Genomic DNA, 14143 nt, shown 5'->3' with positions numbered 1-14143 from the left:
GGTCAAAATCGTATTTTTACGTAACTAACAAAACAACTAAGAAAATGAGCATTATCATAGAAATTCACGCAAGACAAATATTTGATTCAAGAGGTAACCCTACAGTAGAGGTAGATGTATTTACAGAACTGGGCGCTATGGGTAGAGCAGCAGTACCTTCTGGAGCATCTACAGGTGAGCACGAAGCTGTTGAGTTGCGTGATGGTGGTACAGATTTTATGGGTAAAGGTGTTAAGAAAGCGGTAGAAAATGTAAACACCCTTATCGCTCCAGAACTCTTAGGTGTTTCAGTTTTTGAACAAAATGCCATAGATGAGTTAATGATTGAACTAGATGGCACTCCTAACAAGTCGAAATTAGGAGCAAACGCTATATTAGGAGTTTCATTAGCCTGCGCAAAAGCCGCAGCAGCCGAGCTTAATATGCCATTATATAGATATATAGGTGGAGTTAGTGCAAACACACTTCCAGTACCTATGATGAATATTATAAATGGAGGTTCTCATAGTGATGCACCTATTGCCTTTCAAGAGTTTATGGTAATGCCTGTAAAAGCAGAGAGCTTTAGTCACGCCTTACAGATGGGTACAGAAATATTTCATAATCTTAAAAAAGTATTGCACGACAGAAATTTAAGTACAGCTGTAGGAGATGAGGGAGGATTTGCGCCTGCACTTGACGGTACAGAAGATGCACTTGATAGTGTAAAACTTGCTGTAGAAAAAGCTGGTTATTCTTGGGGTGATGAGATAATGATTGCCTTAGACTGTGCTGCTGCAGAGTTTTATGTAGATGGTAAATATAACTATGCAAAATTTGAAGGAGAAGGAGGTAAAATACGCACTAGTGAGGAGCAAGCAGATTATCTAGCAGAACTAGCAGATAAGTATCCTATTATCTCAATAGAAGATGGTATGGATGAAAATGACTGGGAAGGCTGGAAATACTTAACCGATAAGGTGGGTGATAAAGTGCAGCTTGTAGGAGATGATTTATTTGTTACTAACGTAGAGAGACTCTCTCGAGGTATTAATGAAGGTATTGCAAACTCAATTCTTATTAAGGTAAATCAAATAGGGACTCTTACAGAAACTATTGCAGCCGTAAATATGGCTCACAATGCTGGATATACATCAGTAATGTCGCATAGGTCTGGTGAAACCGAAGATAATACTATTGCAGATCTCGCAGTAGCACTTAATACGGGACAGATCAAAACTGGTTCGGCTTCTAGGTCAGACCGTATGGCAAAGTATAATCAACTTATTCGTATAGAAGAAATGCTTGCAGATACTGCTTACTTTCCGGCAATGAATGCTTTTAAAATTAAATAGAAGTAAAACTATATTTTTTGAAACCCTCTCTCTGAGAGGGTTTTTTTTATGAGACTATTTTTATTTTTGAGTCTGGTTTACTGGCATATAGGAGTCAGTTTAAGTAAAAAATAAAAATTTTATTATTTTTTACAAGTAGAATGTTAATAAAATACAAGTTTTTTAAAAAAGAAAGAATAAACTTACACAAAAATACTTGTGCATCGATAAAAAGAACGTAAATTGCCGACGTAAAGATGAGGTAACCGCTATAAGGTTATCTTTAGACTTTCATTAGGTAGTTAAAATTCAAGAAGTAACACCTTAATAGTTTGCCCACAATTGTTGATACCACGTTAGTGAATAAACAGGTATATAATTTTTTAAGTTGGGTAAAGAGCGGGCAGTGAGGCCCTTTTGCTGCACGCTCGCTCTTTTTAAAAAACTGTATCTAAGCATTAAATCTTTATTTTAAATTTGAGGGTTTAGCTATGATTTGAGAGAGTTATCGCACAGTACTATCTTAAGATAATTATACATCTCCATCTATTTATTTACGCGGTAAGTAATAGAAAGGTCAAAAGACCGATATTTTTACATTTTATTAACCATCTAGCGGCGTATTATGTTAAATAAAACGACTTCTTTTTTGTAATTTAGCCTTCCAAAATAAACTAAGTAAAAATAAATTTTTTCAGGCATAGATGGCAGATAAAGCAACTTTAACAATAGACGGAAAGAGCTACGAGTTTCCTATCATTACAGGGACAGAGCAAGAGCAGGCAATAGATATTAAAGCACTTAGAGGTGCTACTGGAGGTATAACGACTATTGACCCAGGTTATAAAAATACAGGGTCTTGCCAGAGTGCTATTACTTTCCTTGATGGAGAAAAAGGTATTCTTAGATATAGAGGATACTCAATAGAAGAACTTGCCGAAAAAGCAGACTTTCTTGAAACTGCATATCTTTTAATTTTTGGAGAATTACCTACAAAGGAGCAACTTGCAAAATTTGATGCAGATATTAAGTCTGAGTCTCACGTAGATGAGGATATGAAGAAAATCTTAGATGGTTTTCCTAAGTCTGCTCACCCTATGGGAGTATTAAGTGCTCTTACATCTGCACTTATTGCATTTAATCCTTCTACAGTAAATGTAGATTCTGAAGAAGAAATGTATAACGCAATCGTAAAGCTGCTAGCAAAGTTTCCTGTGCTAGCTGCCTGGGCAATGCGTAAAAAGAAAAGTCAACCGTTAGATTACGGAGATAACTCACTAGGGTATGTAGAGAACTTCCATAAAATGATGTTCTCAAAGCCTAATGAAGCTTATACCGTAGATAAAGAGATAATCGCTGCTATAGATAAGTTATTAATTTTACACGCAGACCACGAGCAAAACTGTTCTACATCTACAGTGCGTATTGTAGGATCATCTCACGCTGGTCTATTTGCTTCTATCTCTGCAGGTATCTCGGCATTATGGGGTCCTTTACACGGTGGAGCAAACCAAGCAGTTATAGAAATGCTTGAGGCAATAAAGAATGATGGTGGTGACACTAAAAAATATATGGCAAAGGCAAAGGATAAGCAAGATCCTTTCCGTCTTATGGGCTTTGGACACAGAGTTTATAAAAACTTCGATCCACGTGCAAAAATCATAAAAGTAGCTGCAGACGAGGTTCTTGGTCAACTAGGTATACAAGATCCAGTTCTTGATATTGCAAAAGGTCTTGAAAAAGAAGCGCTAGAAGATCCATATTTTGTAGATCGTAAATTATATCCTAATGTAGATTTTTACTCAGGTATTATTTACAGAGCTCTAGACATTCCAGTAGAGATGTTTACGGTTATGTTTGCATTAGGTCGTCTTCCAGGATGGATCGCACAATGGAGAGAAATGCGTCTTAACAAAGAACCTATAGGTCGTCCACGTCAGGTTTATACTGGTGAGAACTTAAGAGCTTTTAAAGAAGTTTCTGAGAGATAAAAACTCAGTAGTACATAAAAAAAGAGCAAGCGTTTAGCTTGCTCTTTTTTTATGCCTTAAAAGCAATAACGTACCTATTTAAAAAATTGTAAATTCACTTTCGTGAAAGATACCAAGCACCCATCACCAGTTATCGTAGAGCAACCTGAACTTATCCTTGTAGGTTTACAGGCTACAATGTCTCTAGCTCATAATACTACAATGCAGTTATGGCAAGCCTTTGGACCGCTAAGGAGGACTATTCTTAATAAGTCTAATAGAGGGAGTTATAGTGTGCAATGCTATGCAGATGATTTTATGACTACTCCATTTACACCAGAAACTAAGTTTGTAAAATGGGCCGCAGTAGCTGTAACAACCGAAAATGACATTCCAAATCAATTAGAAGTATTAAAAATCCCAAAAGGTAAATGGGTAGTTTTTCCATACAAAGGAACCACACGTGATTTTGGAGCATTTGCTCAATATATCTACAGTCAGTGGTTACCAAATTCTGGGTATCAATTAGATGATAGACCACATTATGAATTTATGCCAGAGGACTACCTAGGCCCAAATAATCCACAATCTCAAGAAGAAGTGTGGATACCTATTAAGTAAGCTTTCGCGAAAGCGTAAAAATCACGATGCACTGCGTATATGATAAATTTCATATAGATTGGCATTCTTTTTTTAGCAAAACTGAGTTATCTTTACCTTATGCTTAAACTAAACGTAAAGAACGAAACTTCAAGGCTTAGAGCCGTAATCTTAGGTACTGCCGAAAGTAATGGACCTACTCCAAAACTTGAGGAAGCCTATGATCCAAAATCTGCGCTACATTTAAGAGAAGGAACGTATCCTCTAGAGAAAGATATGGTTCCAGAGATGGAAGCCGTGGCAGCAGTCTTTAAAAAGTACGATGTAGAGGTTTACAGACCGCAAATTATAGAGAACCTAAATCAGATCTTTACACGTGATATAGGATTTGTTATAGATGATAAATTCTTTAAATCTAATATATTACCAGACAGAGAAGAAGAGATAGAAGCCATTGAGCACGTGATAAGACAAGTGCCGTCTACACACGTTTTTAGATTACCAGAAGAGGCGCACATTGAGGGAGGAGATGTGATGCTGGCAGATGATCATATTTTTATAGGTACATATAGAGGTGATGATTATCCAGATTATATCATTGCGCGTACTAATATGCTTGCGGTAGGTATGATACAAGATTTGTTTCCTCGCAAGAAGGTAATGTCTTTTGACCTTAGAAAGTCTAATACAGATCCTTATAATAATGCCTTACATTTAGATTGCTGTTTTCAGCCAGTGGGGAATGGTAAAGCTATACTTCATAAAAATGGTTTTTTACAAGAAAAGGAATACGAGTGGCTGGTAAACTTTTACGGGAAAGAAAATATCTTTGAAATCACCTCTCAGGAGATGTTTAATATGAATTCTAATATCTTTAGTATTTCTCCAGAGGTAGTAATTTCTGAACGCAATTTTACCAGATTAAACACTTGGCTACGCGATCAAGATATCACTGTAGAAGAGGTTCCTTATGCAGAGATAGCAAAGCAAGAAGGCTTGCTGCGCTGCAGTACATTGCCACTTATAAGAGACTAGAAAAGTATTTAATTCGCTAAAAAGAGGAAGCTAATCTTTTTTCTAGAATATGAATATATTCAGTGGTTTTGTTAGATTTATTAGTTCTCTTGTTGTCAGCCTTGAATCTTTGGTAATCAGTCGATATCACATTGTATTGACCATACTTGCTCATAATGTCCCCTATTTGATCTAATGACATTAAACCTTCATTATTGTAGCTTAAAAAAATATTTTTAAATTTGGCATTCGCAATTAATTCTTCAAATTCTTTAAGCACAGTTCTCTTACTACAGTATTTTGACCTATTGTATTCTCTTAAACCTGTCTTTCCCTTTGGCTCAAACTTGTCAAATTTGGATATTGTATTAAGAAGGTGATAGTTAGAACCGTATTGTCTGGTATTGTAAGGAGGATCTAAGTATAGTATGTCACCACTGATTTTTTTAATTAAAACATTACTATCAGAATTGTAAGCCTTGTGTTTTCCGCTGGTAATTTCAAAAAAGGCAGGACTAATAACAATATCTTTTTTAGCTGATTTTTTTAGCTTCTTAAGATATGCTCCATATACTGAAGCTGTGTTAGCAACTTTATCCATACTTTCAATTAAGCTTGCTAGCAAAAAAATATACGTCTTTTCAGTAATTTCCTTATTTAGATGCCAAAGTTCAATTTGTTGGCGTATAGCATCCAACATTTGTCCATTATGATCGGAAAAGTAAAGCCTTTCTCCGTGTCCTCCCGCACAGTAGTTGTTATATATAAATCCTGTTGTAATTGGTTCGAGATTATTTAAAAAATCAAAATATTCAGTATAGTTTGGAATTGACGAATTATTCTCGACGTAGTTTTTATTTAATATATATGCATAGTACTCAATATCGTTTGAAATAACCTTTTTTACATCATTTTTAAATAACCTACCTACTGTTCCAGTACCAGCGAATAAGTCACAAAATACCGTATCCGTTGTGTTATAATCTACTGTTTTTTTAATAGTTTCTTTTATGAATTGAGACAGCTTTAATTTTGATCCTATATAATTCATTCTTAATTGTTCATCAGTTTTTTTGAAACATACTCAGCAGCCTCCTTGCTAATCAATTCTATACTTTTCAATCTGTATTTCACCGGGTCAAATTGGTAGCAACCTTTACAACCTAGTTCCTCTGTATATTTTTTTGTTCCTTCATAGAAATCATATGGATTTCCTTTAATGTTTTTTGCACTCCATCTTAAATTTGTTTCAGCACATTTCTTACAAATTTGTCTTTTTGCGTCATTTGCAGCTTTGGTAAGTGGCTGAAAATCTTCTATTTTTTGTGTTTGTAAATTTGATACACGAGCGTCATTTTTTCTTCCATCTTTATGATCAATCTCAATGATAGTATTCTCTGAGTTTCCAGAAATACCTAACATAACGCATTTTTTATCCTTGTAATGCGTTTTAATATCTTGTCTAATATTCTGGTTGAAGCTGATAGTATTATTTATGCCAGTTGTTCTAATTGCATCAATGGAGTTGCCAGGAGAAAGATTTTTATTAAACTCTATTAAATAGTTCTTCGCAAGTTTTGAGCTCTTTCGGCACCAGCTCCCTCCATTACCTAGTTTAAGTGCTGCATATGTATTCTTAAATTCTGACGTATAAACCCATCTGCTAACACCTTTTTCATTAGGTTGTGCTAATTCTAAAAATAATTCTGTTTTTGTCATACATTAATATTTAAGTAGTTTTAACTTTGGCAGCTAGCTCTTTTGCTCTCGATACTACCTCTGTAATATCTCCATTAAGATCATCATAGGTTACTACAACCCCCATACGTCTGTATGGACGAGAAGTAGGTTTTCCAAAAAGTCTGAAATCGCTTTTTGGCGCAGTAGCCAAGGTATTAATGCCAGTAAAACCTGGATTTTCTGAGTGAGCCGTAGCTAGTATAACTGCACTCGCACCTATACGTTCTTGAGTAATTTCTTTTATAGGAAGTCCTAAAACAGCTCTTAAGTGTAGCTCAAACTCATTATAATTTTGCGTGTTTGCAAGCGTTACCATACCTGTATCGTGTGGGCGTGGAGAAAGCTCAGAAAAGTAAACGCCATCATTTCCTATAAAAAATTCTACGCCCCAGATACCAGCACCGCCTAGCGCTGCAGTAACTTGAGCCGCCATATCTTGAGCGGTTTTAAGATGATCTTCTTGCATTGCGGCGGGTTGCCAGCTTTCTTGATAATCGCCACGTTCTTGACGGTGACCTATAGGAGGACAAAACAAAGTGTTGCCGTCGTGTTGTGTAAGCGTGAGTAGGGTGATCTCATAATTAAAGTTTACAAAAGCCTCTACAATAACCTCTGCAACATCACCTCGAGAGCCTTCTTGAGAGTAGTCCCACGCTCGTTGTATGTCGTCTGGTGTTTTAATGGTAGACTGTCCTTTTCCGCTAGAAGACATTAGTGGTTTCACCACGCAAGGAATGCCTACTTCTTTAACCGCTTTTTGGAGCTCTTGAGCAGAGGTTGCATAGCGATAATTTGCAGTTTTTAAGCCAAGGTCTTTTGCAGCAAGATCGCGTATAGATTTGCGATTCATTGTAAAATTTGCTGCTTTTGCACTAGGTATTACAGTGATTCCTTGTTTTTCATAATCATATAATCGCTCTGTTCTTATAGCTTCTATTTCTGGTACTATATAGTCTGGGCTATGTTTTGCTACAAGCGCATCTAGTGCCTTCCCATCTAGCATATTAATTACTTCGCGACCATCTGCTACTTGCATAGCAGGGGCATTATCATAACTATCTACAGCAATTACGGTCTGACCTAGACGTTGTGCAGCTATTACAAATTCCTTTCCTAGTTCTCCTGAGCCTAGTAATACTATTTTTTTATTCATAATGTTTTGCTTTCGCACTTCGGCAAGCTTAGTATAAACTTCACTTGCGTGAAAACGGTATTATTTACTTTCTTCTATCCAACCATTAATTTTTTCCTCAAGTAGCGCAAGAGGAATACATCCTGTCTCGAGTACTTCTTTGTGAAAATCTCGTATGTCAAATTTATCACCAAGCTCCTGAGTTGCTTTTTCTCTAAGTTCTCTAATCTTAAGTTGGCCTATTTTATAAGAAAGCGCTTGTCCCGGATTTGCCATATAGCGCTCAATTTCTGATGTAATACCTGCTTCACTTTCGGCTTCATTTTCTAGACAATATGCGATTGCTTTCTCACGGCTCCATCCTTTGGTGTGGATTCCTGTATCTACTACAAGCCTAACTGCTCGGTGCATTTCGGCTCCTAGTGTTCCAAAATATTGGTATGGGTCTATATAAAGTCCCAATTCTTTACCAAGCGACTCTGTGTATAGTGCCCAGCCCTCGCCGTAAGCACTGTACCATAAAGTTTTTCTAAACTGTGGTAGTGTCTCACTTTCTTGCGTAAGTGACACTTGGAAGTGGTGACCTGGTATAGCCTCGTGTAAAAATAAAGACTCGTCTGAATATACATTATAGGTAGTTGCGTCTGGTATAGGTGTGTAGAAAATACCTGGTCGAGTACCATCTAGCGATCCTGGGTTATACTCTGCACTTGCAGATTTTTCACGGAAAGCTTCTGTCTGTCTTACTTCAAAAGCTGTTTTAGGCTGTAGGCTAAAGAGCTGGTCTACCTGCGGCTTTATAGTCTCGTGCATTGCATTAAAGTTTGCAATAATCTCTTCTGGAGTACTGTACGGCATTAGCTTTTTGTTAGTACGTACATCGTCAAAAAATGCTTTAAGATCTCCTTTAAAACCTACTTGCTCCTTTACTTTTTCCATCTCCTTGCGTATACGGGCTACCTCACTTAGTCCAAGCTGGTGTATCTCGTCTGCGCTCATTGTGGTAGTGGTATATAATTTTATGGCATAGTCATAATACTCACTTCCTTGTGGTAAATCACTATAACCAGAGCTATCGCGCCCAGCCGCTAAGTATTCATTTTGTAAGAAGTCACGCATCTTTGCATAAGCAGGGATTACTTTACCTTCTATCATATTTTTATAATCTGTGCGTATGATATTCTGGTCTTCTTCGGTTATTCCATCAGGAAAATTTGCGACAGGCTTATAAAAAAGGTGATTCTCTATGGTAGGCTCTGTCATAGCATCCATTTGCGGGATGATTTTCTTAATAAGTGATTTAGGAAGTACATACCCTTCAGTCATTCCCTTACGCATATTTGTTTCTGAGCTGTTGAGCCACACTAGGTACTCATCTACGCGCTGCTGCCAGTTGCGGTAATCTTTTACAGTGTTAAAAGGTTGTGCACTCGCTCCACTTGCAAGCTGGCCAAACATAAGATGTGGTGACCACATCTGGTCAATAGGCGTGAGGTCTTTTTTAAACTCCATACCCTCTAGATTGATAGCAATATCCCAGAGCAATACTTCCTTACTCATCTTCTCTGTGTCTGTAAGATCACTGTCGTTAAACTGCTGTATAGAGTCGCGGTAAGAAGTATAATAAGTTCTTACTGCATCCTTATGAGATTGAGATAATGCATCTGGAAATTTATCATTATACCTATTATCACCAGACATTGTCGCATTAAGCGGGTTAAGCTTTAGGCCGTCTTCATAATAGTTATCTAGCACATTGTTAAATGCCAGAGATGTATCTCCTGTGCTAGTTGTTTCTGTGGTAGTTGTTTCTGTGGTAGCGTCGTTTTTACAAGCTATAAGGCTTAGAGCCATCATTCCTGCAAGTAGCGTTTTTTTCATAAGTCGAGTCGTATTAATTCTCACAGTATTTTACTACTGATCGTGGTTTTTGTGGGTTTTTACGCTTTCGCGAAAGCGAGATTACTCATTTTAAAAATTACTCTACTAAGATACCTATAAGTACATAAATTATGAGGTAATAACTTGCTTGTTACATTTGGTGTGTATGTGATTTTTGTTGCATCTTTAAGGAAGTCAGGTTCTTAAAGCTGTAAATTATGATTCATCTATTGACAAAGAAATTGAACAACACCTCTAGAAAGTGTTTATTAACGCTATGTTTAATTGCTGCTTGTGCTAGTTCTATGTATGCGTGTTCTATTTTGTATTATGTAGATAAAGAAACGGGTACTATTTATGCCGTAAATAATGAAGACTTCTGGCTTGATACCGATGCTTATATACAGATAGAAAAAGCGACTTCAAAAAAGCTAGCAAGATTATGGTATGGCTGGGATAATTTTGCTCAGGGAGGTATAAATAGCGCAGGATTATTTTTTGACGTAGCGGTAACGCCAGAACAAAAAATGCCAGAAGGGTATGGCTGGGCAAAAGGTAATATAGGAGATGACTTACTGGCAAACGCAAGTACAGTAGAGGAAGCGCTTGCCTGGATAGAGGAGCAAAAACTCGCCGTGCACCAGAGTCATTTTTTAATAGGTGATGCCACCGGTAATGCAGTTATTGTAGAGTGGATAGACGGCAAGAAACATATCATACCTATGGAGGGCAACACCCTAGTAGCCACAAATTTTTTGATAAATGCTCCAGAAGAAGGTGGCTTTCCTTGCCACCGATATCAATCTATAAACTCACGCGTAGATGAGCTAGAACGCAGTGGAGAAGACATCACCTTAAAATCTGTGGGGCAAACGATGGCTGGAGCAGTGCAACCAGCTGTAGACTGGGGTGAGGGTAAAATGGGAGGGACGCTCTACACTACCTTTTTTGAAATTACAGCGATGCAAATGGTTATGGTGCCAAAACTAGATGGAAGTAAAATGATGCGTATAGATCTCAAAAAAGAATTTGCACTTAATAAAAAACGAAAAATCGATATGGATTAACTTCGTTATAAATGAAAAACCCGCTAAGAGATTAGCGGGTTTTGTTTTGCTTTCGCGAAAGCGTAATATATAAGGTCTATGAAACAGCAGCTTTAATCTGCTTCATTGCGTCTTTAATGTTGTCTACACTCGCTGCATAAGATATACGTATACAATCTGGGTTTCCAAATGCTTCACCAGTAACCGTTGCAACATTTGCCGCCTCAAGAAGGTAAAGAGAAAAATCTGTTGCGTTTTCAATTTTTTGACCTCCTAGCGTTTTTCCAAAATAGTGTGAGATATTTGGAAATACGTAAAACGCACCTTCTGGCTCGTTACATTTAAAGCCTTCAATATCATTAAGTAAGTCCAGTATTAGCGTACGACGACTTTTAAACTCATCAATCATATACTGTACTTTGCTTACTGGAGCTTCAAGAGCCGTAATTACTGCACGTTGTGCAATACAGTTTGTACCACTAGTAATCTGTCCTTGCATCTTGTTACAAGCGCGTGCAATATATTCTGGGCCTCCTATGTAACCTACACGCCATCCCGTCATTGCAAATGCTTTTGAAACACCATTTACAGTTACCGTACGGTCATACATATCTGGAAACTGCGCCATACTTGCGTGATCTCCCACATAATTAATGTGCTCATAAATCTCGTCACTTACTACTATAATTTGAGGGTGCTTTGCAAGTACATCTGCCAGAGCGCGTAGCTCTTCTTTACTGTATATTGATCCAGATGGATTACAAGGAGAGCTATACCAAAGCATCTTTGTCTTAGGCGTGATAGCTGCTTCTAGCTGCTCTGGTGTCATTTTAAAATCTGTATCTATTGAGGTTTTTACCTCTACTGGTACACCTTCGGCTATTTTTACAATGTCTGAGTAACTCACCCAGTAAGGGCAAGGTAGTATCACCTCGTCACCTGGGTCAAGACATACAAGAGCAATATTTGCAAGTGACTGCTTTGCACCTGTAGAAACCACAATTTGTGGGAGGGTGTAATCTAGATTATTATCTCTCTTAAATTTTGTGATAATCGCCTCTTTTAACTCTACATAACCATCTACCGGTGTGTATGAATTGTAATTATCATTTACTGCTTGAATTGCAGCATCTTTAATAAAGTCTGGAGTATTAAAATCTGGTTCTCCTAGACTAAGACCTATGATGTCTTTTCCTTCTGCTCTTAATTCGCGAGCCTTTGCAGCCATTGCAAGAGTTGCAGAGGTTGCCATATTTGTAACGCGGGTAGATAAATTCTTCATACGAGGCGCATTCTTTATTTAGTTGATAAAAGATTTAGTGCAAGGTAACTAAAAACGCCAAATCCTTATGGGATTTGGCGTTTGATATTTTCTTAAAAATTTAACCACTTCTATGCAGAAATCGCAGGTTTCATACCCATCTCACGTAAGTGACTAAAGTGAGCGATAAGTGCCTTTCTAGTAGTTTTATACTCGTGGTAAGGTAAATTAAACTCTTGTGCTGTCTCCTTTACAATTTTACTAATCTTAGTATAGTGTACGTGGCTTATGTGGGGGAAGATGTGGTGCTCCACCTGGTGGTTTAATCCTCCAGAAAACCAGTTCATCACCTTATTTTTAGTTGAGAAGTTTACAGTAGTAAATAGCTGGTGTATTGCCCAAGTATTTTTCATAGTTCCTGTCTCATCTGGTAGCGGCATATGTGCATCTTCTACCATATGCGCAAGCTGGAAAATAATACTCAAAATAAGACCTGCCGTATAGTGCATAATAAAGAAGCCTATTAAAATTTTCCACCAAGCAAGATCAATAAATACAAGAGGTATAACAATCCACATCGCGATGTATATCGCTTTTGTAATAAGTAGTGTGCTCCACTGCTTTACAGGGCTCTGTAGTTTTCCGTAAGATAATTTACGTTTCATATAACGTTTCATCTGGAAGAAATCTGTAGTAAGTGCCCAGTTAAAGGTAAGTAGACCATATAAAAACACCGAGTAGTAATGCTGGAACTTATGTGCCCAGTGCCATTTTCCGTGTTTTGAAAATCGTAACACGCGACCAGCTTCCATATCTTCATCGTGACCGTGTATGTTAGTATACGTGTGGTGAAGCACGTTGTGTTGTACTTGCCAGTTATAAACATTACCAGCGAGTATATAAATACTGCTTCCCATTAATTTGTTTACCCATTTTTTACTAGAAAATGAACCGTGATTACCATCGTGCATCACATTCATCCCTATACCAGCCATACCCACACCCATAACAACGGTAAGGACAATCTGAAGCCAGGTAGGCATATCTAGCGTTAAAAATAAAAAGTAAGGAACTAAGTAAATGGCAAACATAATGATTGCCTTAAGGTACAATTTCCAGTTACCTGTGCGTTTTATATTATTCTCTTTAAAGTAGTTGTTTACACGTTTATTTAAAGTTCTGAAAAACTTTGCAGAGTCCGTGCGAGAAAATTTTATAGTAGTCTCCATAATGTAATAATTACTCTCATAGCGCTACAATAACTGTTTTATTGTAGTGTTGTTGAGGTTTTTGATTCCGCTTTCGCGAAAAAAAATAATCTTCTTTTAATAGCTTGGTAAAAGTAATGCATAATATAGGCTACATCTATGAACCTGCGTTAAAATAATAGCGGGTATTATGGTACTTTTACACCGTTAATATACTAAATAATGGATATCATATTAAAATATTTTCCAGATCTAACAGATACTCAGATTGAGCAGTTCTCAAAACTGAAAGATTTATATCAAGATTGGAATCTCAAAATCAATGTAGTAAGTCGTAAAGATATAGATGAGATTTACCTACGTCACGTACTGCATTCACTAGGTATAGCAAAAGTTCAAACCTTTAATCCTGGTGCCAGTATAATGGATGTAGGTACGGGAGGAGGCTTTCCTGGAGTACCACTTGCCATACTACACCCAGAAGTAAATTTTCACCTTGTAGATAGTATAGGTAAAAAGATAAAAGTAGTAAATGAGGTGGTAGAGGGTCTAGGTATCACAAATGTAAAAACTACAAACGACCGAGTAGAAAATGTACCTGGTCAGTATGATTTTATTGTGTCTAGAGCGGTAGCCCAAATGGAAACATTTGTAAGATGGGTGCGCGGGCACATTGCAAAAAAATCTAACCACGAACTCAAAAACGGAATTTTATACCTAAAAGGAGGAGACCTCACAGAAGAACTTAAAAAGTATACCACCACTACTATTTATGATCTTCCCACATTCTTTGAAGAAGATTTCTTTGAAACAAAAAAGGTAGTTCACTTACCTATGAAGTATAAAGGATAAGCTAGAAAACAAACCTTTATGTACAAATCCAAATTTCTAATTACACTATGTGAGAAGAAATTTGGATTTTTTTTTGCCTTGAGGCAACCTTTTTTAAAAACGATGCGTCTTTATAAATAGAAACCC

Annotated in this window: 12 protein-coding genes; 6 read left to right on the top strand and 6 right to left on the bottom strand. The window is 37.1% G+C overall.

All coding sequences use genetic code 11. The features are described from left to right. Positions 1 to 44: 44 nt before the first annotated feature. From eno to ACFO5T_RS08080, 4 genes are all read left to right on the top strand, one after another. Positions 45 to 1334, top strand: coding sequence for a phosphopyruvate hydratase (gene eno, locus ACFO5T_RS08095; protein WP_035327593.1), 1290 nt, complete (start codon positions 45 to 47; stop codon positions 1332 to 1334). Between the two features lie 683 nt (positions 1335 to 2017). Continuing rightward, positions 2018 to 3304 (top strand): citrate synthase, encoded by a 1287-nt coding sequence (locus tag ACFO5T_RS08090; RefSeq protein ID WP_298351821.1) that lies wholly within the window; start codon positions 2018 to 2020, stop codon positions 3302 to 3304. Between the two features lie 102 nt (positions 3305 to 3406). Beyond that, on the top strand, positions 3407 to 3904 hold the full coding sequence (locus ACFO5T_RS08085) for a GyrI-like domain-containing protein (RefSeq protein ID WP_380033485.1): 498 nt from the start codon (positions 3407 to 3409) through the stop codon (positions 3902 to 3904). A gap of 99 nt (positions 3905 to 4003) precedes the next feature. After that, a complete protein-coding gene (locus ACFO5T_RS08080) occupies positions 4004 to 4918 on the top strand; it encodes a dimethylarginine dimethylaminohydrolase family protein (RefSeq protein WP_035327597.1) in 915 nt (304 codons plus the stop codon). A 16-nt stretch (positions 4919 to 4934) separates the two neighbouring features. Here the strand turns inward: ACFO5T_RS08080 and ACFO5T_RS08075 are convergent, their stop codons facing one another. Genes ACFO5T_RS08075 through ACFO5T_RS08060 form a run of 4 tightly spaced genes read right to left on the bottom strand, consistent with a single transcriptional unit; the run spans position 4935 to position 9650 of the window. Beyond that, positions 4935 to 5948, bottom strand: a complete 1014-nt coding sequence (locus ACFO5T_RS08075) for a DNA adenine methylase (RefSeq protein WP_035327599.1) — start codon at positions 5946 to 5948, stop codon at positions 4935 to 4937. Positions 5949 to 5950: 2 nt separating this feature from the next. Further along, positions 5951 to 6616: a restriction endonuclease NlaIII gene (locus ACFO5T_RS08070; RefSeq protein WP_035327601.1), complete on the bottom strand. Its 666-nt coding sequence runs from the start codon at positions 6614 to 6616 to the stop codon at positions 5951 to 5953. Between the two features lie 10 nt (positions 6617 to 6626). After that, a complete protein-coding gene (purT, locus tag ACFO5T_RS08065; RefSeq protein ID WP_035327603.1) occupies positions 6627 to 7790 on the bottom strand; it encodes a formate-dependent phosphoribosylglycinamide formyltransferase in 1164 nt (387 codons plus the stop codon). A 60-nt stretch (positions 7791 to 7850) separates the two neighbouring features. Then, positions 7851 to 9650: a DUF885 domain-containing protein gene (locus tag ACFO5T_RS08060; RefSeq protein WP_380033480.1), complete on the bottom strand. Its 1800-nt coding sequence runs from the start codon at positions 9648 to 9650 to the stop codon at positions 7851 to 7853. Between the two features lie 218 nt (positions 9651 to 9868). On the opposite strand from ACFO5T_RS08060, the gene ACFO5T_RS08055 reads away from it, so the two are divergent. After that, positions 9869 to 10717 carry a carcinine hydrolase/isopenicillin-N N-acyltransferase family protein gene (locus tag ACFO5T_RS08055; protein WP_380033478.1) on the top strand — a complete coding sequence of 283 codons (849 nt, stop codon included), beginning with the start codon at positions 9869 to 9871 and terminating at the stop codon, positions 10715 to 10717. 76 nt (positions 10718 to 10793) lie between these two features. Here the strand turns inward: ACFO5T_RS08055 and ACFO5T_RS08050 are convergent, their stop codons facing one another. Together ACFO5T_RS08050 and ACFO5T_RS08045 are read right to left on the bottom strand one after the other, a co-directional pair. After that, positions 10794 to 11978: a pyridoxal phosphate-dependent aminotransferase gene (locus tag ACFO5T_RS08050; protein ID WP_035327609.1), complete on the bottom strand. Its 1185-nt coding sequence runs from the start codon at positions 11976 to 11978 to the stop codon at positions 10794 to 10796. Positions 11979 to 12088: 110 nt separating this feature from the next. Then, positions 12089 to 13186 (bottom strand): fatty acid desaturase family protein, encoded by a 1098-nt coding sequence (locus ACFO5T_RS08045; RefSeq protein WP_380033476.1) that lies wholly within the window; start codon positions 13184 to 13186, stop codon positions 12089 to 12091. A gap of 201 nt (positions 13187 to 13387) precedes the next feature. On the opposite strand from ACFO5T_RS08045, the gene rsmG reads away from it, so the two are divergent. Next, complete coding sequence (gene rsmG, locus ACFO5T_RS08040) at positions 13388 to 14017, top strand: 16S rRNA (guanine(527)-N(7))-methyltransferase RsmG (RefSeq protein ID WP_038599649.1); 630 nt, start codon at positions 13388 to 13390, stop codon at positions 14015 to 14017. Positions 14018 to 14143 lie beyond the last annotated feature (126 nt).

Source organism: Dokdonia genika (assembly GCF_042652845.1).
Lineage (GTDB): Bacteria > Bacteroidota > Bacteroidia > Flavobacteriales > Flavobacteriaceae > Dokdonia > Dokdonia donghaensis.
The sequence above is the reverse complement of the archived record's forward strand: the minus strand, read 5'-3'. Positions and strand labels throughout refer to the sequence as shown.